The organism is Cytophaga hutchinsonii ATCC 33406 (assembly GCF_000014145.1).
Lineage (GTDB): Bacteria > Bacteroidota > Bacteroidia > Cytophagales > Cytophagaceae > Cytophaga > Cytophaga hutchinsonii.
Genome location: NC_008255.1, coordinates 1,855,546 through 1,880,794, shown reverse-complemented (window position 1 = coordinate 1,880,794; position 25,249 = coordinate 1,855,546). Strand labels below are relative to the sequence as shown.

Annotated in this window: 24 protein-coding genes; 12 read left to right on the top strand and 12 right to left on the bottom strand. The window is 37.6% G+C overall.

Annotated elements, in window-relative coordinates; genetic code table 11:
- Positions 1 to 12: 12 nt before the first annotated feature.
- The 3 genes from CHU_RS07805 to mnmA are packed head-to-tail and all read right to left on the bottom strand — an operon-like array spanning position 13 to position 3,379.
- Entirely contained in the window at positions 13 to 1,602 is a 1,590-nt protein-coding gene (locus tag CHU_RS07805; RefSeq protein WP_041932276.1) for a S8 family serine peptidase, read from the bottom strand.
- Positions 1,589 to 2,272 carry a hypothetical protein gene (locus tag CHU_RS07800; protein ID WP_011584988.1) on the bottom strand — a complete coding sequence of 228 codons (684 nt, stop codon included), beginning with the start codon at positions 2,270 to 2,272 and terminating at the stop codon, positions 1,589 to 1,591. Before CHU_RS07800 ends, CHU_RS07805 begins: the two co-directional genes overlap by 14 nt.
- Positions 2,273 to 3,379, bottom strand: coding sequence for a tRNA 2-thiouridine(34) synthase MnmA (mnmA, locus tag CHU_RS07795; protein ID WP_041932275.1), 1,107 nt, complete (start codon positions 3,377 to 3,379; stop codon positions 2,273 to 2,275).
- 126 nt (positions 3,380 to 3,505) lie between these two features.
- On the opposite strand from mnmA, the gene CHU_RS07790 reads away from it, so the two are divergent.
- The 7 genes from CHU_RS07790 to CHU_RS07760 all read left to right on the top strand — a co-directional run bounded on the left by CHU_RS07790 (position 3,506) and on the right by CHU_RS07760 (position 10,988).
- Complete coding sequence (locus CHU_RS07790) at positions 3,506 to 4,123, top strand: hypothetical protein (RefSeq protein WP_011584986.1); 618 nt, start codon at positions 3,506 to 3,508, stop codon at positions 4,121 to 4,123.
- 22 nt (positions 4,124 to 4,145) lie between these two features.
- A complete protein-coding gene (locus tag CHU_RS07785) occupies positions 4,146 to 5,081 on the top strand; it encodes a 1-phosphofructokinase family hexose kinase (RefSeq protein ID WP_011584985.1) in 936 nt (311 codons plus the stop codon).
- 29 nt (positions 5,082 to 5,110) lie between these two features.
- A complete protein-coding gene (locus CHU_RS07780; RefSeq protein ID WP_238379370.1) occupies positions 5,111 to 6,718 on the top strand; it encodes a POT family MFS transporter in 1,608 nt (535 codons plus the stop codon).
- A gap of 301 nt (positions 6,719 to 7,019) precedes the next feature.
- A complete protein-coding gene (locus CHU_RS07775; protein WP_011584983.1) occupies positions 7,020 to 8,762 on the top strand; it encodes a DEAD/DEAH box helicase in 1,743 nt (580 codons plus the stop codon).
- A 2-nt stretch (positions 8,763 to 8,764) separates the two neighbouring features.
- Positions 8,765 to 9,469 (top strand): 16S rRNA (uracil(1498)-N(3))-methyltransferase, encoded by a 705-nt coding sequence (locus CHU_RS07770; protein ID WP_011584982.1) that lies wholly within the window; start codon positions 8,765 to 8,767, stop codon positions 9,467 to 9,469.
- Positions 9,469 to 10,131: a DUF4159 domain-containing protein gene (locus CHU_RS07765; RefSeq protein ID WP_011584981.1), complete on the top strand. Its 663-nt coding sequence runs from the start codon at positions 9,469 to 9,471 to the stop codon at positions 10,129 to 10,131. The genes CHU_RS07770 and CHU_RS07765 overlap by 1 nt, the downstream gene beginning before the upstream one ends.
- Before the next feature lie 95 nt (positions 10,132 to 10,226).
- Positions 10,227 to 10,988: an acyl-CoA desaturase gene (locus CHU_RS07760; protein ID WP_011584980.1), complete on the top strand. Its 762-nt coding sequence runs from the start codon at positions 10,227 to 10,229 to the stop codon at positions 10,986 to 10,988.
- Between the two features lie 138 nt (positions 10,989 to 11,126).
- Here CHU_RS07760 and CHU_RS07755 read toward each other — a convergent pair whose 3' ends face one another.
- Both CHU_RS07755 and CHU_RS07750 read right to left on the bottom strand, forming a co-directional pair.
- The gene (locus tag CHU_RS07755) at positions 11,127 to 11,669 is read right to left on the bottom strand and encodes an RDD family protein (RefSeq protein WP_011584979.1); all 543 of its coding nucleotides are present in this window, start codon (positions 11,667 to 11,669) and stop codon (positions 11,127 to 11,129) included.
- Positions 11,670 to 11,776: 107 nt separating this feature from the next.
- Positions 11,777 to 12,286, bottom strand: a complete 510-nt coding sequence (locus tag CHU_RS07750) for a hypothetical protein (RefSeq protein ID WP_011584978.1) — start codon at positions 12,284 to 12,286, stop codon at positions 11,777 to 11,779.
- A 156-nt stretch (positions 12,287 to 12,442) separates the two neighbouring features.
- Here CHU_RS07750 and smc point away from each other — a divergent pair, with 156 nt between their 5' ends.
- Positions 12,443 to 15,979 carry a chromosome segregation protein SMC gene (gene smc / locus CHU_RS07745; protein ID WP_011584977.1) on the top strand — a complete coding sequence of 1,179 codons (3,537 nt, stop codon included), beginning with the start codon at positions 12,443 to 12,445 and terminating at the stop codon, positions 15,977 to 15,979.
- A gap of 88 nt (positions 15,980 to 16,067) precedes the next feature.
- On the opposite strand, the gene CHU_RS07740 is transcribed toward smc, so the two are convergent.
- From CHU_RS07740 to hslV, 5 genes are all read right to left on the bottom strand, one after another.
- Positions 16,068 to 16,562, bottom strand: coding sequence for a hypothetical protein (locus tag CHU_RS07740; protein WP_011584976.1), 495 nt, complete (start codon positions 16,560 to 16,562; stop codon positions 16,068 to 16,070).
- 160 nt (positions 16,563 to 16,722) lie between these two features.
- A complete protein-coding gene (locus CHU_RS07735; protein ID WP_011584975.1) occupies positions 16,723 to 17,316 on the bottom strand; it encodes an ACP phosphodiesterase in 594 nt (197 codons plus the stop codon).
- Entirely contained in the window at positions 17,317 to 17,844 is a 528-nt protein-coding gene (locus tag CHU_RS07730) for a hypothetical protein (RefSeq protein WP_011584974.1), read from the bottom strand. It lies immediately after the preceding gene.
- A gap of 17 nt (positions 17,845 to 17,861) precedes the next feature.
- Positions 17,862 to 18,200, bottom strand: coding sequence for an arsenate reductase (glutaredoxin) (gene arsC / locus CHU_RS07725; protein WP_011584973.1), 339 nt, complete (start codon positions 18,198 to 18,200; stop codon positions 17,862 to 17,864).
- Positions 18,197 to 18,739 carry an ATP-dependent protease subunit HslV gene (gene hslV, locus CHU_RS07720; protein ID WP_011584972.1) on the bottom strand — a complete coding sequence of 181 codons (543 nt, stop codon included), beginning with the start codon at positions 18,737 to 18,739 and terminating at the stop codon, positions 18,197 to 18,199. The genes arsC and hslV overlap by 4 nt, the downstream gene beginning before the upstream one ends.
- Positions 18,740 to 18,877: 138 nt before the next feature.
- Here hslV and fabF point away from each other — a divergent pair, with 138 nt between their 5' ends.
- The 4 genes from fabF to CHU_RS07700 all read left to right on the top strand — a co-directional run bounded on the left by fabF (position 18,878) and on the right by CHU_RS07700 (position 22,401).
- Positions 18,878 to 20,113 (top strand): beta-ketoacyl-ACP synthase II, encoded by a 1,236-nt coding sequence (gene fabF / locus CHU_RS07715; RefSeq protein WP_011584971.1) that lies wholly within the window; start codon positions 18,878 to 18,880, stop codon positions 20,111 to 20,113.
- A gap of 81 nt (positions 20,114 to 20,194) precedes the next feature.
- Positions 20,195 to 21,748 (top strand): OmpA family protein, encoded by a 1,554-nt coding sequence (locus tag CHU_RS07710; RefSeq protein WP_011584970.1) that lies wholly within the window; start codon positions 20,195 to 20,197, stop codon positions 21,746 to 21,748.
- A gap of 84 nt (positions 21,749 to 21,832) precedes the next feature.
- On the top strand, positions 21,833 to 22,033 hold the full coding sequence (locus CHU_RS07705) for a tautomerase family protein (RefSeq protein WP_011584969.1): 201 nt from the start codon (positions 21,833 to 21,835) through the stop codon (positions 22,031 to 22,033).
- 8 nt (positions 22,034 to 22,041) lie between these two features.
- Positions 22,042 to 22,401: a DsrE family protein gene (locus CHU_RS07700; RefSeq protein WP_011584968.1), complete on the top strand. Its 360-nt coding sequence runs from the start codon at positions 22,042 to 22,044 to the stop codon at positions 22,399 to 22,401.
- 135 nt (positions 22,402 to 22,536) lie between these two features.
- Here CHU_RS07700 and CHU_RS07695 read toward each other — a convergent pair whose 3' ends face one another.
- On the bottom strand, positions 22,537 to 23,196 hold the full coding sequence (locus CHU_RS07695) for a hypothetical protein (RefSeq protein ID WP_011584967.1): 660 nt from the start codon (positions 23,194 to 23,196) through the stop codon (positions 22,537 to 22,539).
- A 226-nt stretch (positions 23,197 to 23,422) separates the two neighbouring features.
- Complete coding sequence (locus CHU_RS07690; RefSeq protein ID WP_011584966.1) at positions 23,423 to 25,237, bottom strand: glycosyltransferase; 1,815 nt, start codon at positions 25,235 to 25,237, stop codon at positions 23,423 to 23,425.
- Positions 25,238 to 25,249: the final 12 nt, after the last annotated feature.

The following is a 25,249-nucleotide window of genomic DNA, read 5'->3' as shown; positions in this document are numbered from 1 at the left end:
TGCTATAAGGAACTATAATTTAATCCACTTAATAATTTCTGCTGTATAGGCAGATTTTACATAAATCAAATAAATGCCTGCCTGTAAATTATTTACATAATTTTCAATCGAAATCATGTTATTGGATGAAAAAAAATAATGTTCAAAAACTTGCTGACCCTGATAGTCATACATGCGTATTTCGTACGATTCTTCCGGTTCAGGAACTTTTATAATCAGCTGACCTGAATGATAGGGATTGGGTGCAATTAAACTGTTTACCGGATTAATGTAAATATTAAAATAGGATTCTGTTCTTGAAAAGTGTGGAACGCCGTAGCCTTTTAAATTTGTAGGATTGGAATAATTATCACACGATTGCAGTAAAATATTTTTTACCTCATCGTTTGATAAGGATGGATATGTTTGTTTGATTCCGGCAATCATGCCGGCAATCATTGGTGTAGATAAGGAAGTGCCACCTGTCATTAAGATTGTGCCATCGGGCTTGATACAGTTGATCCCGGCTCCTGTTGCACAAAGATCAGGTTTTAATCTGCCATCCGCTGTCGGGCCAATTGAACTAAACCCGGACTTTGTATTTGTAAAGTCTACCGAACCAACAGCCAGTACTTTTTTTGCATCGGCTGGTGTGCCAATATATTTCCAAGCATTATTTCCATCATTGCCGGCACTGCATACAACGATCATTCCCTTTCCATAAGCCATATCAGCTGCAGCCGCAATCACACTTGTCTGCCCGTCCATGTCTGCATAGGTATAACTATCCGTATTGTCATCATACGTTGTATAACCCAGAGAAACAGATATGATATCAACACCGCAGCTGTCTGCAATTTCGGCTGCACGCAGCCAATTGAATTCTTCTGTTTGTGTTTCTGTTGCAGCAACTTCTGTACGTAATAAAACATACGACGCTTCCGGCACAACACCTTTATAGACTAATGTATCTGCCGCAAGTACAGAAAGGATGTAGGTTCCATGACTTCCGTCATTGAACACATCAGCTTCATTATCGGCAACATCGTAAAAATAAGTAATCTGATTATTCTCCCATAAATGTTTAAATGCGGTAAGCGTATCAACACCGGGAAAACCGGAATCCGTAACAGCAATCAATATACCGGCTCCTTTTACGCCTTGCTTATGCATATCTGTTATACCCATGTAATCCGTATAATTTTGAGCATAGTTGAGTTGTGTTGCTGCTGTTATTTCCTGTGCATTACTTTTTTGTGTTACCTTAAAATTACCTGTACCATCAAGAACAAATGGGAATGCACGTATGGTATTATATTGACTTTCGGTTGCTTTTATGTGTACTGCATTTAACCATTTAGTGGAATATACAATTGAAGCACCTTCATTTTTTATAGCAGTAAGGTAATTAACGGATACAGGCAGGTCGGTTGAATCAATGCGGATCTGTTCGTGATGACGACGCTCCAGACTGCGTGCCGAAAGGTATGCGGATGGCTGCTGAATAGTACCCGGCGTTCCGTTTTTATCTTTTAAATAAATAATGTATGAATTGGTCTGTCCATACACATGTATGCTTCCGATAAAAAATAGTATAAAGCTCAGTTTTTTATGGAGTGCCATATTCAATTAATGTTTCTTCATATACCGAACCAAAATCAATTTTGTATAGTCCAATATTGGCAGGTTCTGTATTATAACTAAGCTGTTCATATTTTTTATAAATCATACCAACATACTTGGCGTATATTCTGTTTCTGTAATCTTTATTTACCAGGTTTTTGCTTTGTGCTTCTTCTATATTACAGGTTTCCTGAAAAAACAGATTTGAAACAGCGAATGAAGTATTATATGATTTTACAGTATAGGTATTTACCGGTGCTATATTTTTTGCATTGCCGTTCCATTTTTTTCCTGCTGATAAGGGAAAGACAAGACGAATATAATTACTGCCGGCTTCATTAATTGTAATTTGATTTAAATCTGTTGTAAAGCTCCACACCGAATCAGGCGCTGAAGGCCAGGGATTGGAAGCATGTGATCTTGAAAAACGATACAGTTGATAGACAATTGTATTCTTAAAATGAAATGTATCGTAAATAAGCTGTTTTACCTGAAAGGTTGTATCAATTGTATCACTGTTATATTTAATGCTGTGTACATTGTAAATCCAGTAACGGCCTGAATCTGTCGGGAAATATTCTTTGCCGGACAGCTCAGGTATACCTTCATCTTTTTTGTGACAGGAAAGTACTGTAACCAGAAATAAACTAAAAAATACCAGTTGTTTCATTTAGTCCTGTTTAAAACTCGATTTAATCCAGCCGCCGCCAATCACATCGTTGCCTTCATAAAAAACAGCTGCTTGCCCCGGCGCTATTGCCTTTACATGTTCATGGAATAATACACGCATTTCATCTCCTACCTGTTCAATTGTTGAAGATGTACCATCATCATTATAACGGACTTTTGTGATCGATTGTTTCTGAATACCTTTTAGATTTTCATACTTAGACATGATTAACTGATCTACCCACATGCCATTGCGGTTCAACCCTTCTTCTCTGCCTAAGACAACCCGGTTATTTTCTTTTTGAATTTCAGTAACAAATACGGGATAACCCAATGTAATACCCAATCCCTTGCGCTGACCAATGGTATAGAACGGATACCCTTCGTGTTTCCCTACTACAGTTCCATCTTCCATTACAAATTCGCCGCCTCTTACTTCTTCTTCAAGTCCGGGATTACGGCGTTTCAAAAAACCTCTGTAATCATTGTCCGGCACAAAGCAGATCTCATACGACTCACTTTTATTCACCAGATCCATGAAGCCACGTTCAGCAGCCATGGCACGGATATCTGTTTTATGCAGATGTCCCAGCGGGAACATTGTTCTGCTTAAGCTTTGCTGTGATATTCCCCACAAGGCATATGACTGGTCTTTGTTTTCATCTAAACCTTTAGAAATAACAAAGCGGTTATTTTCGCTTCTTACCTGAGCATAGTGGCCGGTTGCAATAAAATCACAATCCATTTTATCTGCTCTTCTCAGCAAAGAATCCCACTTTATATGCGTATTGCAGAGTACACACGGATTGGGCGTACGTCCATCCAGATATTCTTTATTAAAGTGGTTGATTACATAATCACCGAATTCTTCCCGGATATCTACGATATAGTGCGGAAATCCTAAACTTACAGCAATATTGCGGGCATCGTTGATGGAATCTAAACTGCAGCATCCGGTTTCTTTTTTGCTTCCCCCAAGATTTGCATAATCCCAGGTTTTCATGGTCATACCTATCACCTCATAGCCTTGTTCATGCAACATAACAGCTGCAACAGAACTATCTATCCCACCACTCATGGCAACCAATACTCTTCCTTTTTTACTCATTTCCAGTCAATTCCTTTTTTAACAAGGTTGTAACCGTAAAATCGGTTACTTAGTTTCTTTTATTATTAACAAATTTATGAATAAATTATCCCATATTTAGATTTAATTACAGAAGAACACACATAAATGGGATTAACGATTCCGGTAATATTAAACTCGGTAAACAACCTCTCAGATGCCAGATATGCGGCTGGCATGGGTGTTGAATTTATGGGTTTTGAAGTAGAGGCAAGCGGCGAGCGATATGTTTCCCCTGATTTATATAAAGCTATTACAGCCTGGTTGTCAGGTGTTCAAACCGTTACAGAACTAGCCGTTTTGACCCCCGCTGTATTGACAACCATACAAGAACAGTATCAGCCTGATTTTATTCAGTTCGAATCCGTTGAAGGCATTTCACAAAGTGATCTGGCCGATTTACCGTGCATTCAAAAAATCATCATCTCTACCGGCCAGGAAGCTAAGATTTTCAACAATTTAGCGCAGTATATATTCAGCGAAGCGAATTATGTATTGCTTGAATTATCTGATTGGACAAATTGGACTGAATTTCAGCAACTGATTACAGAGATAAATACTGCATACCCCGTTATCTGGTCTTTGCCGATTGAAAAAGAAGATGCCGCTTTAATTCAGGAAATTGAATTAAAAGGCATATCCTTAAAAGGCGGAGACGAACAAAGGCCGGGCTGGAAAGACCTGGATCAGTTGATTGATATATTAGAAGCATTAGAAGAAAATTAATTTACCCTATTACCATTACCCTATGAAGAGTTCGATTTTTACACTAACACTTAGTCCCGCTTTTGATAAAAGTACGTCAGTGGAAAGTGTACAACCTGAGCATAAATTACGTTGCGACAGCCCGATTTATCAACCTGGTGGTGGCGGTATTAATGTTTCCCGTGCAATTAAAAAATTAAACGGAAGTTCTGTAGCCCTTTATCCTATTGGCGGAGATACGGGCAATCATTTTAAAGCATTATTAACTGAAGAAGGAATTGAACAGATTACTTTTCAGATAAAAAACTGGACACGCGAAAATTTCATTGTTGTGGAACGTTCTACAAATAATCAATTCCGTTTCGGCATGCCGGGTTCAGAAATATATAAAGAAGAATGGGAACAAATGCTTGCTGTGATTCAGGATCCTTCAAACGATTTTGAATATTTTGTTGTGAGCGGCAGTACGCCTAAAGGTGTTCCCGATGAATTCTATACCCGTTTATCTCAGATCATTCTTCAGAAAAATGCGCGTCTTATTTTAGATACTTCCGGAGCAGCCTTAAAACACTGCCTGAAAGAAGGAATATTTTTGTGTAAGCCAAACATTAATGAATTAAGTGAAATTGTAGGCAAAGAACTTATTACAAAAGAACAGCAGGAAGCTGCCGCGATGGAAATTATCAATAGCGGTAAAGTTGAAATCCTGGTTGTATCCTTAGGTGGTGCCGGAGCATTCCTGGCGTCTAAACAAGGTATCTATCATGTAACTGCTCCGCCCGTTGAAAAAAGAAGTACAGTAGGTGCCGGAGACAGTATGGTTGCGGGCATGGTATTAAGTTTATCCCGAGGCAATCATTATGAAGATGTGATCAAATTCGGCGTAGCATGCGGTACAGCAGCAACAATGAATTTCGGTACAGAGCTTTGTAAATTAGAAGATGTAGAAAGGTTGTATAAGCAACTTGGCGGAAAATAATTTTGTGAGACTTACGAAGTACGTACTATATGAGTAATCAAACAATACAAACTCCAACAACGAACGGAATGCCATCAGGTATTCCGTTTATTGTGGGTAACGAAGCCGCAGAGCGTTTCAGCTTTTATGGCATGAGAGCTATTCTTGCTGTTTTTATGACCAGTTATTTACACATGACTGAAAGTACGGCAACAGAATGGGCACATACATTTAATTCAGCTGTTTACTTCACGCCTATTTTAGGCGCATTTTTAGCTGATATTTTTATCGGTAAATACCGAACCATCTTATATCTCTCTGTTCTATATTGTTTTGGCCACCTGGTTTTAGCACTGAATGAATCTAAAGACGGATTGTTTTGGGGATTAACCTTGATTTCCATTGGCGCAGGTGGTATTAAGCCTTGTGTGTCCGCGCACGTTGGTGATCAGTTTGGCATTAAAAATAAACACCTGATTGAGCGGGTATTTTCGATCTTTTATTTTGCCGTTAACTTCGGATCTCTTTTCAGCACGTTGCTGATCCCTTATTTGCTGGAACATTACGGTCCTGCTTATGCCTTTGGATTACCCGGTATATTAATGTTTGTTGCTACTTTTATATTTTGGTCTGGCAGAAATAAATTTGTTCATGTACCTCCCTTCGGTAAAGCCTATTTTAAAACAGTTTTTGGTAAAGAAGGTTTATCTGCCATCGGCAGACTCATATTTATATACGCATTTATTGCAATCTTCTGGGCGCTCTATGATCAGCATGCAAGTACGTGGGTATATCAATCTAAAAGTGCTTTCTTAAATAAAGATATTAATCTGTTTGGCCTTGTAGAGTTTACGCTTCTGCCTTCTCAGATACAAGCAGCCAATCCAGTCCTGGTTCTGGTTCTGATACCAGCTTTTGCGTTTTTTATCTATCCGGCGCTTAACAAAATCATTACACTAAAGCCTTTAATCAAGATTTTGCTGGGCATGTTTATGTGTGTGCTTGCCTTCCTGGTAGCAGCGTACATTGAAAAGCGGATTTCCAGCGGCATTGAAACAAGTGTGTGGTGGCAGTTCCTTGCTTATTTAATTTTAACTATGGCAGAAGTGATGGTTTCTATTACAGCACTGGAGTTTTCCTATACACAGGCACCCAATCAAATGAAATCAACAGTAATGGGTATTTTCATGTTTTCCATTTCACTTGGTAATATATTGGTAGCCGTTATTTCAAATTACAACAACCTGCATGAAGAAGTTAAAACGGTTGAAATTGGCACAAAAACATATATATCCATAAAAGATTATACACCGGTTAAAGGAGAAAAAATAGAATTCGAAGACGGAACAGGCTTATTCATTCTTCAGCAGAATTCAAAGACTTCGCTTATGGATACAATTCCGCTCGGTGGAACCTACCTGGTTGGCGATGTTGATGCTGTTTCCAACCGATTTACGCTTGAAGATAATGGCTGGCATGCTATTCAAACCATAAAAAAATCTGAATTGCCTAAAGGCTATAAAGTAGTCTTTCATCGGTTTAAGCACCAATCCTACTTCTATATGTACGCGCTGCTTATGTTTGTAACAGCGGTTCTGTTTATTGGCGTAGCGCTCAAATACAAAGGTAAAACGTACATTCAGGGAGAGGCTGTATAAGCCCTTCCTGAAAATTTTCTATAGAAATTTCTTTATATCAATTAATTAGTTTATCTTTGCATGTCTTTTGAGTAATGTACTCGCCAAAAAGCGGGTTTAATTCACAAGGAAATGTACGCTAGATCGTACCGCTGAAAAAATACCACCCATAGTCTCGAGGTAGGCTATACTACTTGTCAATCTGTTTCTAAGATTAATAGATTTTGATGTCCCAAGGTATTTTTTCATTACACCTTTCGGATATATTATGTAATCTAGAAAAGACGACGAAATAATTCATTTAACAAATTAAAAACATCCTATGTTATTTAAAGACCTTGGATTGTCTCCTGAAGTTGTGGAGGCTATCGAATCTATTGGCTATTCTGAAGCCACGCCTATTCAGGAAAAAACAATTCCAATTTTAATGACAGGAAAAGACCTTACAGGTCAGGCACAAACGGGTACTGGTAAAACAGCTGCCTTTGGTATTCCTGCTATTGAACATGTTGATATTTCTATCAACCAAACACAATCCTTAATTCTTTGTCCTACACGTGAACTTGCTTTACAGGTATGTACGGAATTAAAAAAACTTTCTAAATTCAAAAAAGGTCTTCGTGTACTTGCAGTATACGGTGGCGAATCGATTGAAAGACAAATCCGCGATCTGAAAGCGGGTGCGCATATCGTTGTAGGTACACCTGGCCGTATCATTGATCACCTGGACAGACGTACATTGAATGCTTCTCACCTTTCTCAGATCATCTTAGATGAAGCGGATGAAATGCTGAACATGGGTTTCAGAGAAGACATCGAATTAATCTTAACCCGTTTACCAGAAGAACGTCAGACTGTATTATTTTCTGCAACGCTTGCTCCTCCTATCCTGGCGCTTGCTAAACGTTTCCAGAATAATCCGGAGATCATTAAAATTGAAAGAAAAGAATTAACGATCAGCACGGTTGAACAATTCTATTACTTAGTTAAAAACTCTCAAAAAACAGAAATTGTTACACAAATCATTGACCTGAACAATCTTCAGTTGATGTTGATCTTCTGTAATACAAAAAGAAAAGTTGAAGAAGTTACCGATGAATTAAAAGCATACGGACACAATCCGATCAGCTTACACGGTGATAAAACACAACGCGACAGAACAGAAGTAATGAGCAAATTCCGTAAGGGATTAGCCAATATCCTTGTTGCTACAGATGTTGCGGCACGTGGTATTGACGTTACAGGTGTTGATGCGGTTATCAACTACGATGTTCCATTGGATATTGAAAACTACGTTCACCGTATCGGCAGAACAGGTAGAGCAGGTCAGTTAGGTAAATCATTCACATTGGTAACAAGTGATGAGAAATATAAATTGAGAGACATCGAACGTTATACAAAGGCAACAATTGAAAAAGCTGAAACGCCTACACGTCAGGAATTAGTTGCTTATAAAAAAGATAAATTAGCTACACGTATTACTACTGAATTAGAAAAACCAAACATTAAAATCTGGTCTGATTTATTAGAAGAATATAAAGAAAAAGGTATTACTGCTGATCAGATTGCAATTGCGTTGCTTTCTAAAGAAATGAAAGATCTTGCAGAACCTGAACGCAGAGTATTTGAAGACCGTGGCGATCGTCGTGATCGCGGCGACAGAGGTGACCGTGGCGGTCGTTTCGATCGTGGTGACAGAAGAGATGGACCTCGCAGAGATGGCCGTTCTTCAGACCGTTTCGGAGACAGACCAGCTGCTTCAAGAGACCGTGATGGTGGTGAAAGACGTGAAAGAACGCCGAGACCAAGAACAAGTGATGCAAGTATGGCACGTTTATTCGTAAACGTTGGACGTATTGACCGCATCTCTCCTGGTGATATCGTTGGTGCATTTGCCGGTGAGGCAAACATCAAAGGTTCTCAGATCGGACAGATCGATATCTTCGATAAATATTCATTCGTGGAACTTCCACATGACTTAGTTGATCAGGTTATGGACGGAATGAGAAACAATAAAATTAAAGGAAAATCAATCAACATCGAAATTTCGAACGGTAAGCAATAATAATGAGCCATTTGTTTTTAAACAAAGACGTTTATTCATGCATACTTGATGAACAGGAATCTGTTCATGTTGTTAAAGTTCTAAGATTAAAAGAAGGTGATGCCATTACTGTAACAAACGGTAATGGCATTGTTGTTTCGGCACAGATTACAAAAGCAGACCATCGTAAGTGCGGATATAAAATCATTGAAGAACAAAAATTGAATAAACGGTCTGCCGCACGCATTCATATTGCCATTGCTCCTACCAAGAACATTGATCGCATGGAATGGCTGGTAGAGAAATGTACCGAGTTTGGCATTGATGCATTCAGCTTTGTACTTACAGAACATTCAGAACGAAAAAATTTGCCGGTTGCTAAACTTGAGAAAACGGCTTTTGCTGCAATTAAACAAAGCGGCCAGCCCTTTCTTCCGCATTTCAGCGAATTACTTTCTTTTACTGCATTTCTGCAATCAGACTTTTCAGACTATGATTATAAATTGATTGCTTGCTTGGATGAAGCTCCTAAATCAACTATTTTAAAGCTGGTACAACCAGCCAAATCCTGTCTGGTATTGATTGGCCCTGAAGGTGATTTTACACAGCAGGAAGTCAGATCGGCTGTTGAAAAAGGATTTGTGAAAATATCCTTAGGAAATTCTATCTTACGAACGGAAACGGCAGCAATTGCATCCTGCCATATTTTGAATCTGATTCAGGAATAATGAAAAAAAAGCATTTTCTACTCGCGCTTACAGCTTGTATTTTATTAAGTTCTTCAACGTTTCAACCTTCTTTTAAGCTGGCGAAATTGAAATACCAGGGAGGTGGTGACTGGTATGCAAACAAAACCTCGCTGCCCAATTTAATTGCATTCTGTAATAAAAATATCGGCCTTAATCTGGCGCCTGAGGAAGACATTGTTGAAGCAGGAAGTACCGACCTGTTCTTACACCCGTTTGTACACATGACCGGGCACGGTAATGTTGTGTTCTCTTCTGTTGAAATACAAAACCTGCGCAACTACCTTATTGGTGGAGGCTTTTTACATATCGATGATAACTATGGAATGGATAAATTTATCCGTCCGGAGTTAAAGAAAATATTCCCTGAAGCTGAACTGGTTGAACTGCCTTTTACACATCCGATTTATCATCAGAAATACGACTTCAATGCAGGCTTGCCAAAGATCCATGAACACGATGGTAAAACGCCAAAGGGGTATGGAATCCTATATCAAGGCCGATTAGTTGTTTTCTACACATTTGAATGCGATCTTGGCAATGGTTGGGAAGACAAGCAAGTGTATAATGATCCCGAAGAAATACGTACAAAAGCCCTGCAAATGGGCGCCAATATAATTTCTTATGCACTAACTTCGTATTAATCAGCCTAAATACATACTTCTGAAAATAAATTCTGTTTTTCAGCAACAAATTCATTAAATTTGTTGTTGTAATTACAAACCAAACTAACCTAAAAATGACTGGTACAGCCTGGCCCATTATTATATTCTTTGTTGCGCATTGGTATTTATCTTTGTTCAGCCAAACATTCTTTCTGCACAGATATTCTGCGCACGCAATGTTTAAAATGAATAAATTCTGGGAGAAATTCTTCTTTATATTCTTATACCTGACTCAAGGTTCTTCTTACTTAGTTCCAAGAGCCTATGGCGCACTTCACAGAATGCACCATGCCTATAGTGATACAGAAAAAGATCCACACTCTCCTCTTTATTCAAGAAATGCATTTGTTATGATGTGGAAAACAAAAGACATCTACAACGCTGTATTAAGAAGAGAAGCACAAGTTGAGGATAAGTTCAATAAGAACCTTCCTGAATGGGCATTCATCGATAACATTGGTGATATGTGGATCTCCAGAATTATTTGGGGAACATTATATGTATTATTCTACATTTATTTTGTTCCTGCTGATATGTGGTATTTATATTTATTATTACCAATCCATTTCTTAATGGGACCTGTACACGGTGCTATCGTTAACTGGTTTGGGCATAAATTAGGTTATCAGAACTTTGATAACAAAGATGCTTCCAGAAACACACTTGCTCTGGATGTACTGTTAGGTGGTGAATTATTTCAGAACAATCACCATATGTATGGCAGCAGACCAAACTTTGCAATGAAGTGGTTTGAATTTGATCCTACCTATCCGGTAATAAAAGTATTGCATTATGTACGCATCATACGTCTGGTTAATCCGGATGCTAAAGCGTAATTAAGTAAGATTAAACCATAGTGAAAAATCCCGTCCTGATAAGTATCAGGACGGGATTTTTTTATTCAGATTTTGGATGGATTAAAAAGATTGGAGTAAGAGGTAATTTATTTATTTTCCATGTTAAAAATGTTTTTTCTAATTATTATATTTCATTAGAATCGATTTTAGTTTTTCCACTTCTTTTTTTTCGACTACATAAGTCTTTGTCCATCTATCGTGCCATCCTCTGCTGGGAGAGCTTAGACAAGAAAAAGCTTCAAAAGGAATAAATCGTATTACTGTTCGAAGGATACAAATTCTTAAGCTTGGTTTTTCTGCATATTCATTAATTACTACATAATTTGTAACCATTTTACCTGGAGTTTGCTGAAACTTATATTCAAAAAATATATACATTACTGGGTATAGTATTATCAGTAATAATGAAATAAGCGCAAGTAATTGTGGATTGGAGAAAAAAAATATTTTAGGTACAGATAAAATTAATTGCAATGCAATTCCATCTACAATAAAATGAACAAATCTAAGTCCCGGTTTTATGGTTTTAACATTTAATTTTTGTTTATATGTTCTTGCTACTTCTCTGATTACACCATCTACACCTCTTTCCAAATGAGAATATGTTTTTTCAATATAAATCTCATCTAGTGATTTTGATTTCATTTCGTCCAGTAGCATAAATTATATTCTGATTATGTTTCGTTGATTTTCTTGAGATAAAAGATGAAGGTTGTCTGGTTGCAGATTTCAATAATTAATTGTGTGAAAAACGTATGTTTTCTGTATCAGTCTCTGCGCTTCAGGATCTCCCCTGTTATAAATGCATTTCTTAAGTTACTCTTTGTAGATAAAAAAGTCAGCAACGGATGTTTGTTTTTTTGTTTCACAGAATAAGGCTGCAGATGTTCATCTACACCAAAAACGGAAGCCTTAGGTGCTATTTTTTCGTAATTCACAGGCTCTTCCTGCTTATAAAAAGCTTCGCGTGAAACAATATCCTGATTGTATTTATCGGCTTCGGGATTATTTTTTTGTTTTAGTTCTTCTTTCCGGCTATATGTACTCTGAAATCTTTTTGCAAATTTAGGTTGCTGCGGTTTATATGATTCTCTTATATATGGATTTACAGTACTTGTTGTAACTGGCTGTGAAGATTGTTTTTTAGACAAATTAGGTATGGGGGAACCGGATGGAATCGGGTCGGTACGTTTCCCTTTTTTCAGTGCATCCTTTATTTGTGTGTAAATATAAATGCCTATTGCAACTACCCAAAAAAGAATCTTAAGCTTTTCCATATCAGTGAATTATATTCCGTTATCAAGATACAAAAAATAAACCGGACATACATTTCTGTTAATAAAACTGTTGATAAACGGGTATAATGGGGGTACTATCTGGTGGCTAATTATCTTACTTTTAAAAGATTAAAATTCACAAGAGAGGCGAATTCCATGCAATTAAGTAAGTTAGAGATTAAAGGATTTAAGAGTTTTGGTGATAAAGTAGTCATAAATTTTGACGAAGGTATTACTGGTATTGTAGGTCCAAATGGCTGCGGAAAATCAAACGTTGTAGATGCGATACGTTGGGTATTGGGTGAACAGAAAACACGTGCCCTACGTTCGGACAAAATGGAGAACGTTATTTTTAACGGCACAAAAAACCGTAAGCCACAGCAAATGGCAGAAGTTTCGTTATCTTTTAACAATACAAAAAATTTATTACCGACTGAATATTCTCAGGTTACAATCACACGCCGTTACTACCGTACAGGCGACAGTGAATATTTATTGAACGGTGTTACCTGTCGGTTGAAAGATATCAATGACTTGTTTCTGGATACAGGTATCGGTTCTGATTCGTATGCAATCATTGAATTGAAAATGGTTGATGATATTTTGAACGATAAAGACGGATCGCGCCGTGAATTGTTTGAAGAAGCAGCGGGGATCTCTAAATTCAAAATGCGTAAAAAACAAACGCTTAAGAAATTAGAAGAAACAGATAAAGATCTTGAACGCGTTGAAGATTTACTTTTTGAGATTAACAAAAATCTTAAATCGCTTGAGAAGCAAGCCAAACAGACTGAAAAATATCATGAGATAAAAGAAGATTATAAAAATGCGAGTATTGATCTGGCTAAAGTAAGTGTACATTCTCAACATGAGGAAATACAAGCTTTAAACAAGACGTTAGATGAAAAAACAGACTTGCGCACGCAATACAATTCACAGATCAATGAAAAAGAAAGTGATGTTGAGCGTGTAAAACTGGAGATGGTTAATAAAGAAAAATTATTAGCTGACAGGCAAAAAACGTTGAACGAACATGTGAATTTGATCCGTACGTTTGAAAGTGATAAAAAAATTAAAAACGAACGTCTGCGTTTCTTAAATGACAAAAGCAAATCATTAACCGATCAGATTGAATTAGATAAGCAAAGCAATGACCGTGCGGCATTCAGCCTGGATAGCTTAACAAAAGAAAAAGAATCAGCAGAGAAAATATTTGAAGAAATTTCGTTAAAAGTTGAAAAATTAAAGCAGGAATACGAAGAGCAAAAAGAAAAAAACAAGCTTTTACAGGAAGAAGTAGGAACAGCTTCCAGTGCATTTAAATTAAAGCAGGAACAGGTTTATCAGATCAACAAACAGCTCGAAATTTATGCCATTCAGCTTTCATCTTTAAAACAGGAATTAGAAAAAACAACAAGTGATACATCTGCGCATTCTGCTAACCTTTCAGAATTTGAAAGCAAAGCAAATGAAGTAAAGCGTACACTAGATACAAAAAATGCGGAGCTTGAAACCCTCCAAGCTGAAGATGAGCGTATTCAGCAGCAGGTGATCAATCTTGAAAAAGAGATTGAACAGATCCGTGAACAATTGACGCAGGCAAACAGAAAGCTTGATTCAAAGCAAAACGAATTCAACTTAACCAAATCAATGGTTGAGAACCTGGAAGGTTTCCCGGAAGCAATCAAATTCTTAAAGAAGAATGCGTCGTGGGGTAAGGACACTCCGCTCCTTTCGGATATTCTTACCTGTGACGAAAAATTCAGACTGTGTATAGAGAACTACCTGGAGTCGTTCATGAATTACTATGTGGTAGAGAACGAAGCACAGGCAATTCAGGCAGTAAACCTATTAAGTGATTCAGCAAAAGGCAAAGCAAACTTCTTTGTTTTAACCCGTTTCAATAACTATACATCATCACAAAAAAATACGTTTGGCGACTGCGTATCTGCCCTGGATATTGTTGAATACGATAACAAATACAAAGGTTTGATTCAATATATTCTGGATGGTGTATACATTATTACAGGTAATCAGGATATTATTCCGGAAGATCCGCAATCGGTCTTTATTACACAGAATGGTAAGTTAGCAAAACGCAAATACAGTATTTCCGGTGGTTCAGTAGGATTGTTTGAAGGGAAACGTATCGGCCGTGCCAAGAACATGGAAAAGCTTGAAGCAGATATCAAGCAGATCACCAGTGATATTGAAAACATTCGTGTTGTACTTGATACGAAATTAAAAGAGTTTTATTTATTAAAAGAGAATACGAAAAAATTAGAAGTTGAAGAACTTCGCCGTGAGATCAATTTAGTAAACAACGAGTACATTACGCTGAAAACAAAACAGGAACAGCTGGCTTCCATGCTTTCTGATAATAGTTTGCGCAGAGAAGATGTATTGGAAAAGATCGCTAAAATTGAAGAAGACATTAATATCAATACGCCTCTTGCCAAAGAAGGTAAAGATGAACTTGAAAGTCTGGAAGAAAGACTGAATCAGTTGAATGATGATTTCAGCTTACAGACAACGCAGTTAAGCAACAAATCTGCTGTATACAATCAGGAGAATATTGGTTTCCATCAGCAGCAAAACCGTGTAAACAGTTTAGAGCAGGAAATTGGTTACAAACAAACAACGTTTGATCAAAGCAAAGAACGTATTGCTAAAAACTTAGAAGAACTGGAAATAGCAAATGGTGAGATCCGCCAGATGGTTGACAGTGCTGATGTGAGCGAAGATGAACTCATCTCTTTCTACAAAGAAAAAGAATCGATCGAACAAGGTGTGCATGAAGCTGAAAAAGATTATTACAGCACACGGGTACGTATTGATGAAGTAGAAAAAGAAGTTAAGGAAATCAGACGTAACCGTGAAGAATGTGATGAAATACTTGTTACGCTTCAGAACCGTGTTACGGAAACAAAAATTGGTTTAAGTTCCATCAAAGAGCGTTTGAATGTAGAGTTTAATTTAAACTTAGACGACATTTTAGCGAATCAGAATCCGGATGATGTATTACCATCCGAAGAAGAACTGAAAGAAAAAGTTATTAAAATTAAAAACAGCTTAGACCGCCTTGGGCCAATCAACCCCATGGCAATGGAAGCATACCAGGAGATCAAAGAACGCCACGTGTTTATTACAACACAAAAAGAAGATCTGGCAAAATCAAAAGAATCATTAATGGAAACCATTAATGAGATTGATACCGTTGCTAAGGCGACCTTCCTGGATGCGTTTGAAAAAATCCGCGATAACTTTATCCGGGTGTTCCGTTCGCTGTTTACAGATGAAGATAGTTGTGATCTGAAATTGGTTGATCCGGAAAATCCATTAGATTCAGCGATTGATATTATGGCAAAACCAAAAGGTAAGCGTCCGTTAACAATCAATCAATTATCCGGAGGAGAAAAAACGCTTACTGCAATCTCTCTTCTGTTTGCGATCTACTTAATCAAGCCGGCACCATTCTGTATCTTCGATGAGGTTGATGCACCGTTAGATGATGCCAACATTGATAAATTCAATAATATCATCCGTCAGTTTGCGGGTGAATCACAATTCATTATTGTAACGCACAACAAACGTACGATGGCTAGTACTGATATTATCTACGGTATCACGATGGTAGAGCAAGGTGTATCCAGATTGGTACCTGTAGACTTACGTTCGTTAAATGAAGCCTAACAAGCTTAAATCGATAGAACATAAAAAAGGTCCTTTCCGATATCAGCGGAAAGGACCTTTTTATTTTATTATTAAAAGATAGGTTTGATTATTTAGTAGTAGGCGCTGTAGAAGGGGCCGTAATCTGAGGTATGGCAACCGAATAGTCTGAACGCTGAATAATATCTTCAAAAAATAAAATCGACCAGATAATGTTTTGTTTATCTGCGTAAGGAATAATATCTACCAATGTTTCATTTACAGAAGTAATGTATTCCTGTTTGTTTTTAACTTCTTTTTCTAAATGGCTTTTGTTTTCGGGTGTCTGAGGAATGCTCATATCACTTAATGTCGCACCCGGCTTGCTATGTAAGGCCAAGTATGGTAATACTTCCGTAATGATACCAATACGTTCCTGGTAAATTGTTGTCAATTCCAATTTACTCATCAATTCTAATTCTTCTTTTGTATGGGTTTTCTTTAAAACGGCATTAGCACTAACATATGTTAATGGAGCAGAATTTTTCTGAGCAAATACATTTCCCGTAGAAAATATAAATGTCATTAAAAACATGAAGGCAAGTTTTGATGTAAGTGTGTTCATAGTAAATATGTTGAGATGAGCTTGTTTTAAAACATCTATTAAAGATACAATTTTATGTTTAAATGATTACAATCCTGTTTTGTGAATTCATTTAAATTTTTTACTATAGATTAAAAATAATTATTATATATCTCATAATCAATCATTTAATAGGGAAATATTAGCTATGGCTGCTTGCTTTAAGATAATTGGCAACCGCTCCTTGCAATTCAGGAAAAAATGAATCAAAACAATGCTGCATTTCTGAATAATGTTTTTGAAGAACTGCCGTTGCATCTTCCATATGAGACACAAAAGAAGCTCTACGCGACATTCCCTGAAACACCCGTTCCATACCATAAAAATTAGCATAATTGCTAAGCCAGTCCTGTCTGATCATATACGGCAGTAGTTCCTGTACCCGATCAGGCAACAGTGCAAAATTATTTTGTAAATGCTGATAGATGGTCTGAGCAAAGGCTGCTAAAGGAATATTTGAATAATTAACCCAATCCTTTGCTAAAAAATGATCCATGTATATATCCAGCACTACAGCATTATATTTACCGAAATAGGGCGTAAGTACTTTCTTCCCTTCACTGATAATGGCATGCGTATCGGTATAATGATCTATAAACCGATGCAGCATAATACCTTCTTTAATTTCCGGAGAAAATTCCAATATCTCTTTTCCTCTTACAGAGTCTGCAATAAAATTACCAATCATAGAAGACTGGTTTGTTCCGGAAAGAAATACGTGTGCTAAAAAATTCATTTATTCTCCTCCGCCGATAGTAGTTACTTTTTTAGGATAATTTCGAAACAGATTTATTCCGATACCAAATTCAAAATACGGTGATACATTATTTGTTGATGCATAACCCGGAGTTGATTTTTCTCTGTATTCAGCACCCAGCTGTAACTCTGAAAAGAAACGTGTACCCATATAATATTTCAAACCGCCAAGCAGGGAGTATGCATTAAAATCTGTTGTGGCATTTGCATGCTTGGATTCAGTGCCTCTCACATAATAGACGGAAGCGAGCCAGTAAATATTATAAAACGTTTTTGAGAAAGGAAACAGTTCCTGCGTAACCCCTACTCCATTATATTTATAACCCGGTGCTATACGTAATGTCGTTCCTTTATAACGCACATCTAACGTTGGTATCGGCATAAGCGATGCACCGCCAATACCGGTAAACGTGCCTATATTGAAATCTCTCCGGCGAGGTGTTTCCGATTGAGCAAATACAAAAGCATTTGTTAAAAGAAATAAAAATACAAACAGGCTATACTTCACTTAATTCAGGATGTTTATTAAAAACTTTTTAACGTTGCTTCATCACGGGCGATTACAGCTTTATTTTTATTAATCAATATTGGTCGTTCAATTAAAACAGGATGTTCTGCTAAAATAGAAATCCACTGTGCATCGGTAAATTCCTTGTCTTTATACGAATCAATGTACAGCGTTTCCTTTTTCCGGATAATATCCATTGGTTTCATTTTCAGCAGCTGCAATACTTCTTTCAACTCTTTTGCTGTTGGCGGATTTTTCAAATATTCCACCACTTCAATGTTCTCATCGCGCTCTTCAACATATGCCAGGGCCGTACGACTCTTTTGACAACGTGGGTTATGATAGATTTTTATCATGCAACAGCCGTTTCAATAACAAAATTATGATTGGTATAAATACAGATATCTGCAGCAATGCTCAAACTTTCACGAACCATTTCCGGAGCAGACAAGTGTGTTGCATGTTTTTTTAATGCAGCAGCTGCAGACTGTGCGTACATACTTCCCGAACCAATAGATAAGATGTCATTATCCGGCTCAATCACATCACCAGTTCCGGAAATCAATAACAGTTCATCTTTGTTAACAACAATCATCATCGCTTCCAGCTTGCGTAAATAACGATCTGTACGCCAGTCTTTCGCTAATTCAATAGCAGCACGTTTCATATTGCCGGCGTAGGTATTCAGTTTTTCTTCAAAACGTTCCAGCAGCGTAAATGCATCGGCTGTAGAACCGGCAAATCCGCATAACACTTTACCTTCCATTAATTTACGCACTTTTTTTACATAGTCTTTCACTACCGTATTTCCCAACGTCGCCTGCCCGTCTGCACCTATTGAAATTTGTCCGTTATGTCTGATTGCAACAACCGTAGTTGCATGTATTTTCTCCATTGTCTGTATAATTTGAACTCAAAATACACTTTTCGTTCGATATATAAAACCTTCCATTGGATTGAATATTTAAACAATGTGTATTACAATTCACTTATATTCCGTTATTTTTGGAGGATAAATCAGTGAATAGTAAGCATGAGAAGAGTAGTTGTTACAGGTATAGGAGCTCTTACACCTATCGGGAATACATCGAATGAATTTTGGAATAACCTGCTGGCTGGAAAAAGCGGCGCTGCACCCATCACCTATTTTAATACAGAAAAATTCAAAACAAAATTTGCCTGTGAAATTAAAGGATATAATCCGCTTAATTATTTCGAAAAAGGCGAAGCCCGCAAGTATGATCTGTTTACACAATATGCACTTATAACGGTTAAAGAAGCTATAGAACAGGCGAAGATAGATTTCGACTCATTAAACAAAGACCGCATCGGTGTTATCTGGGGTTCCGGCAACGGAGGTATTCTTACCACACAGGAACAGATCATGGAGTATGCAAAAGGTGACGGCACTCCCCGATTTAACCCATACTTTGTACCTAAAATATTAGTAGATATTGCCTCTGGTGTTATCTCCATTAAATATGGTCTGCGTGGTATAAACTATACAACAGTTTCTGCATGCGCATCCTCTACTACATCGGTTATTGATGCTTTCAATTACATCCGCTGGAACAAGGCAGATATGATTATTACTGGCGGTTCAGACGCTCCGATCAATGAAAGTTTAATCGGAGGGTTTGGTGCACTAAAAGCCTTATCAACACAAAATGAAAATCCGGAATCGGCTTCCCGTCCGTTTGATAATAGCCGTGATGGCTTTGTTATGGGTGAAGGTGCCGGTGCAATCATTTTAGAAGAATACGAACATGCTGTTAAGCGTGGTGCAACGATATTATGTGAAGTAATCGGTGGTGGTATGTGCGCGGACGCCTATCACTTAACGGGCTCACATCCGGAAGGTGACGGCGCCTACATGGGTATGAAATTAACGCTGGAAGATGCGGGTATTTCTGCAGCGGATGTTGATTACATTAACCCGCATGCAACATCTACACCAATTGGTGACCAAAGCGAATTAAAAGCAATTCAACGTTTGTTCGGCGATGCATCAAATGCTTCAATCAGTGCTTCTAAGTCTATGACCGGACACCTGCTGGGTGCTGCGGGTGCCATTGAAGCAATCATTTGCATTCAGGCGGTACAACACAACATGATTCCTCCAACGATTAATACAACTGCCGTAGAAGCCGGATACGAAAATCTGAATCTGGTATTAAACAAAGCTGTTGCTAAAGAAGTGAATGTAGCCATCAGCAATACATTTGGATTTGGCGGGCATATAGCAGCCCTGATGGTTAAAAAAATCTAAGCATATTTTTGATTTGCTTTTCGTATAATATTCATTAGATTAATGAATATTATACATTTTAATTCAGCTTCCCTCTAACCTATGAAAAGGTATTATTTGGTATTTATTTTAAGCATAGTTGCTCAGCTTGTTTTTGCTCAGGATTCTATCCGTCAAAATTTAGGCCCCAATATCAATACTGAATACGATGAAATAGGCCCCATCATTACACCCGATGGTAAAACCTTATACTACGTTATTGAAAGTCACCCTTCCAATACAAAATCGAATTATTACAATGATGCCGAGGATATCTGGTATTCAGAAAAGGATGCTTCAGGAAAATGGGGAAAGGCGAAACGCATGTCTAAACCTTTTAATACCCGTCGTTATAATAGCATTGAATGCATAAGCACCGATGGCAACATTGTATACATCAGGGGAGCGTATGAAAAAGGTGAATATACAGGCAGTGGTTTTTCGTATTCCATAAAAACAACAACAGGCTGGAGCGATCCGCAGGAAATGAACATTCAGGATTTTTCTAAAATGAGCAAAGGAAATTATTCTTCTTTGTGGGTATGCCCGGATGGTAAAACGCTTATCATATCTTTTTCAAAATACGCAGACAACAAAAAATATACTTCCAGAACAAAGATAAATGACATTTATGTTTGTTTTAAAACAGGCCCCAATCAGTGGGCTGCACCCGTTCCGATAAAATCCATTAACACAAAAAATTATACGGAGTCTACTCCATTTGTTGCCTCTGACAATACAACTTTATACTTCTCTTCTGATCGTCCGGGAGGCAAAGGTGATCGGGATATCTGGATGTCAAAACGTCTGGATGACACATGGCTTAAATGGTCTGAACCGGTAAACCTCGATTCAAATATAAATACTTCAGGATGGGATGCATATTATACGTTAGATGCGCGAGGTGAATTTGCATATATGGTTTCCGACAGATCCGGTTATGGACAAAGTGATATTGTACGCATTAAGTTAACAGCATCAAACAGACCAAACCCTGTTGTGTTGATCAGCGGAAGAGTCATTAATGCAAAGACCAATCAACCGGTTTCTGCACGCATTACCTATCAGTCTTTAAAAACAGGTAAAGAAATCGGACAGGCAATTTCAGACCCTGTAACAGGTAATTATAAAATGACTCTGCCGTATGGAAACCAATATAGCTTTAGTGCACAAGGCGGTAATTTCATTCCCGTATTTAATAATCTCGACCTTACAACCGTTGCAGAATATCAGGAAGTAAAACAGGATCTTTATCTTGTTCCGGTTGAAATTGGGCAAACCGTGCAACTGAATAATATTTTCTTTGATGTCAGTAAATCTACCTTAAGACAAGAATCGTATGCAGAACTGGATCGCTTGTATCTGATTCTGCAGAATAATCCGGTAATGGAAATTGAAATTGACGGGCACACGGATAATGTTGGCGACCCGATCATTAATATGCAATTATCAAATGACCGTGCGAATGCGGTAAAAGATTATTTACTAAAAAAAGGCATTGCACCCGGACGTATTGTTACCAAAGGTTTTGGAGGAACAAAACCAATTGTGAGCAACGATACAGAAGAATTAAAAAAACTGAACAGACGTGTTGAGTTTACCATTTTAAAATTGTAATTTTTAATAAAGACTTATATCATTGAAGTACCAGCATGTTCTGCTGATATTTTTTTATACCATTTATCTTAATTTATTTTAAAGATGCCATACGTAAACATTAAAGTTACTGATACAGGTGTTACCTCCGAACAAAAGGCTGCCTTAATTAAAGGGGTTACAGATTTATTACAGCAGGTGCTTAATAAAAATCCATTGACAACGGTTGTTGTTATTGATGAAGTTTCTACGGATAACTGGGGAATTGGCGGCGAGCAGGTAACTTCAAGAACGAAGAAAAGTTAATGAATCAAATGGGCGAAAAGTCAGATACATATAAAGTAGTCATTCAGCTTTCAAGTAATGAATTGCTGGTTCAAAAAGCAACCATCAGTCAATTGAATAATATTTTAAACGCGCTTCCATCCGTCAGCATTGAGCTTGTTATGAATGGACCTGGAATAGATCTGATTTTAAAAGATGCTTTTTTAATTAACACACTGGAGCAGCTAAGTGAAAAGGGTATTCAGTTTATGGTTTGTAAAAATTCATTGAACTATAAAAATATGGATCACAATTCAATCCTTCCTTTTTGTAAAATAGTCCCTTCTGCCCTTGCGCATCTGGTCGTAAGGCAGCATGAAGGCTGGAGTTATATAAAAGCCGGATTTTAACGTTATGAAATTTGACTAATAAGTGCCTTATAATTCTATTCCTATTTATAAAACAAAATGCTGGTTGTAGCCGGCATTTTGTTTTATAAATTCTGAATGATTATAATATAACTATCAGCATGTAAAGAAGTGAAATTAATTTAAATGGTAACGTACCAACCGTCTTTCAATGTAATTGGGGCTTGAAGCAAAAAATGGTAGCGTTTCAATTATAATTCCGACATTTTCAGCATATTTTGAGTGTCTATATCTTGGATTGCCAGCAAATGACCACTTAGGGTACATTAAACATGTTTCTTTCGCATTTAATGTCGCAAATGTTCCTGCAGCTGTTGTTACAGTTGTATTCTTGTCTGCCATTTGTCTTATAACCTTACTAATAGTATCCTTTTCTCCACCTTTAATGTAGCCGTAATTTAATATGGTTGAAAAATCCTGAGATGAAAATAATATTTTCCCGTTGGAATTAATGATATAATGCAATGAGTCTTTCTGAAATGAAATTTCTTTTTGAGTTGCATTATAAAATACAGGTTTTACAATTTTATGATATATTTTATTATTAATAACAGTATCCTTTTCAACATAACAACTATCAAAGATTTTTTTTGATGTAGCCTCACCTGCAGGATTAATATCAAATTGTTCGTAAATCCAATAGTTGCCTGTTTTTAATTGTGAAAAATCAGGATAGTTTGTAGCTGGAGCTGGCATTACTGGTTCCGGATTTTTTTTACAGGAATAAACAATTGCTGGTATTACAATAATTAACAAAAAAAGATTTTTACGCTTCATGTGTTTTGATTTTCATTTTTTCATAAAACGGTTTTTTATTTATTTATTGTGTAAGGAGGATACTTAATCTGTATGTGGATACGCCGGCACTAAACGTTGAAAGCAAACATTTTTTTTAAATTTCAGTAAGTAAAAAATACGTGATATGGATAAATCTATTATATAATAAAAATGCCGGACTACAGAATAGGCCGGCATTTTTCATACCAATGAATGTCTGTACATATTAAGCGTTCACTGCAATAGAGAAAGCCAAACGATGCGCTTTATCATAATAGCTTCCTAAGTTCTGCCAGTCAAAATGTTCGGATGCACTCTCCACTCTGTTACGTTGCGTTATACGGTCTCTGCGGGAGAGGTGAACAAAGTGATACATCTGGTCTGCCAGCTGCTGTGCAGCATCGTGGTAACTCTTATGGAAGCGGTTTGTTACGTAGATACCTTTGTTCTCATTATTCGGAATGTTTTTCAATACGTAGTCACCGAATCCGGATAAATCGGATGTGATTGCAGGCACACCGGATGCCATACATTCAAGCGGCGTATAGCCCCATGGTTCGTAGTAACTTGGGAACACACCTAAATGGCAACCGCGTACAAACTGTCCGTATTCCATGCCAAACAAGGGATTGGTGCTTGCAATGAAGTCCGGGTGATAAACAACTTTTACTTTATCGTGTTCATTGTTTACCATATTGGAATGTCTCAGGAAGTTCAGAATTTCATCCTGATTGTCGTACACTAAATTGTGTGTAACAACCTTTGGCAATTCATGCGACTTCCAGGATAGCAAGGTTCTTCTTAAACGCAGCTTCCAGTATTCGTCTACAAATTTATTTAAATCCGGTAATTTTAAGTCGCCGCTGGATGCAGCCGCTTCAAACAATTTATCGCCCAGCTGCTGTACAATTGCATCGCAGTTGCTTCTCACCTCTTCCATTACCGCGCGTGATTGTAATACCTGCGGGTTAATGGTATGGTATGGCTGCTTGGTAATAAAGAACATCACAACCGTTGTATCGGTGTTCTCTTCTTTTAATCTCCAGTTTAAACGGGCAAGCGCTTCAAGCGTAATGTCGAAGCCTTTATTCTTGTACTCATATCTTCCGGAAGTAAAGAAGTATAAGGTCTTATCCAGGTCAAACGTATAGCTTTGAAAAAAGTGACCGATCACAAATTCATGGATCTGATCTTTATGTTCTTTGTGTAAATTCTGGAATTCGTGTAAGGCAGTGAAACGTTCAATGTTCAAACCGTTGGGCAAAACCATGTCCGGGTTTCTGCCCAGTAACGACTGGCATTCACGGGCTGTTACTTCACTTACGGTTGTAAATACGTTCGCGCCGTGTGCGGCAGCGCGTTCTATTTTTACTGCAGGTTCGATATTAAAATTGACCGCTTCTTTATTCCAATCGTAATAAGGTAAGTTGTCATAGAAATTCGGATCATTCATGGCCAGGTAGCGGCCCAATAAGGTGGCGTGGGTTGTAAATACAATAGATGTTTTTACATGTTCGCGGCGCATTTCAGGAATCGCTGTACCTGTCATCCATTCGTGGAAATGAGATACACATGGAAGTTCTCCTTTTGTTTCATCCAATTGCTGATGGAACACCTTTGCAAGGAAACCAAAAGCAATTACCTGATTTAACAGGTCATCCCCTTCCGGACTTGAGATTCCGTGGTTTTCCCAAAGGCTGTATTTAATTTCACCTAACCGGTAGAATGCAGAGAAATGATTTATCAATACAACTTTCGGACGGCCTGATACCAGCCAGTGTCCGTAATGAACCTCATAACCTAAGTTGCGCATTCTCAATACAGCCTGTGCAAAAACATCATCAGCTTCGTAGGTATCAATCGCTTCAAATTCAGCAATGGCTTTGTTGTGAAAATACGGTCCAACCAAACAGTAGCGATCGCCCCATACTTCAGTCATGGTAGGTACTTTTGAACGGATAACGGTATAGATACCACCTACCTGATTACATACTTCCCAGGCTACTTCGGTTAATAAACAGTCAGAATAATTAGTGTTCATTTCAAATAATTT

Excerpts from the sequence above, each read along its gene's own strand:
- CHU_RS07765 (WP_011584981.1), top strand. The coding sequence starts at position 9,469 with ATGAAAAAAAAGCATTTTCTACTCGCGCTTACAGCTTGTATTTTATTA.
- CHU_RS07690 (WP_011584966.1), bottom strand. The coding sequence starts at position 25,237 with ATGAACACTAATTATTCTGACTGTTTATTAACCGAAGTAGCCTGGGAA.
- CHU_RS07775 (WP_011584983.1), top strand. The coding sequence starts at position 7,020 with ATGTTATTTAAAGACCTTGGATTGTCTCCTGAAGTTGTGGAGGCTATC.
- CHU_RS07800 (WP_011584988.1), bottom strand. The coding sequence starts at position 2,272 with ATGAAACAACTGGTATTTTTTAGTTTATTTCTGGTTACAGTACTTTCC.
- CHU_RS07755 (WP_011584979.1), bottom strand. The coding sequence starts at position 11,669 with ATGCTACTGGACGAAATGAAATCAAAATCACTAGATGAGATTTATATT.
- CHU_RS07770 (WP_011584982.1), top strand. The coding sequence starts at position 8,765 with ATGAGCCATTTGTTTTTAAACAAAGACGTTTATTCATGCATACTTGAT.
- mnmA (WP_041932275.1), bottom strand. The coding sequence starts at position 3,379 with ATGAGTAAAAAAGGAAGAGTATTGGTTGCCATGAGTGGTGGGATAGAT.
- CHU_RS07740 (WP_011584976.1), bottom strand. The coding sequence starts at position 16,562 with ATGAACACACTTACATCAAAACTTGCCTTCATGTTTTTAATGACATTT.
- arsC (WP_011584973.1), bottom strand. The coding sequence starts at position 18,200 with ATGATAAAAATCTATCATAACCCACGTTGTCAAAAGAGTCGTACGGCC.
- CHU_RS07750 (WP_011584978.1), bottom strand. The coding sequence starts at position 12,286 with ATGGAAAAGCTTAAGATTCTTTTTTGGGTAGTTGCAATAGGCATTTAT.
- CHU_RS07790 (WP_011584986.1), top strand. The coding sequence starts at position 3,506 with ATGGGATTAACGATTCCGGTAATATTAAACTCGGTAAACAACCTCTCA.
- smc (WP_011584977.1), top strand. The coding sequence starts at position 12,443 with ATGCAATTAAGTAAGTTAGAGATTAAAGGATTTAAGAGTTTTGGTGAT.
- CHU_RS07760 (WP_011584980.1), top strand. The coding sequence starts at position 10,227 with ATGACTGGTACAGCCTGGCCCATTATTATATTCTTTGTTGCGCATTGG.
- CHU_RS07700 (WP_011584968.1), top strand. The coding sequence starts at position 22,042 with ATGGGCGAAAAGTCAGATACATATAAAGTAGTCATTCAGCTTTCAAGT.
- fabF (WP_011584971.1), top strand. The coding sequence starts at position 18,878 with ATGAGAAGAGTAGTTGTTACAGGTATAGGAGCTCTTACACCTATCGGG.
- CHU_RS07695 (WP_011584967.1), bottom strand. The coding sequence starts at position 23,196 with ATGAAGCGTAAAAATCTTTTTTTGTTAATTATTGTAATACCAGCAATT.
- CHU_RS07710 (WP_011584970.1), top strand. The coding sequence starts at position 20,195 with ATGAAAAGGTATTATTTGGTATTTATTTTAAGCATAGTTGCTCAGCTT.
- CHU_RS07735 (WP_011584975.1), bottom strand. The coding sequence starts at position 17,316 with ATGAATTTTTTAGCACACGTATTTCTTTCCGGAACAAACCAGTCTTCT.
- CHU_RS07785 (WP_011584985.1), top strand. The coding sequence starts at position 4,146 with ATGAAGAGTTCGATTTTTACACTAACACTTAGTCCCGCTTTTGATAAA.
- CHU_RS07780 (WP_238379370.1), top strand. The coding sequence starts at position 5,111 with ATGAGTAATCAAACAATACAAACTCCAACAACGAACGGAATGCCATCA.
- hslV (WP_011584972.1), bottom strand. The coding sequence starts at position 18,739 with ATGGAGAAAATACATGCAACTACGGTTGTTGCAATCAGACATAACGGA.
- CHU_RS07805 (WP_041932276.1), bottom strand. The coding sequence starts at position 1,602 with ATGGCACTCCATAAAAAACTGAGCTTTATACTATTTTTTATCGGAAGC.
- CHU_RS07705 (WP_011584969.1), top strand. The coding sequence starts at position 21,833 with ATGCCATACGTAAACATTAAAGTTACTGATACAGGTGTTACCTCCGAA.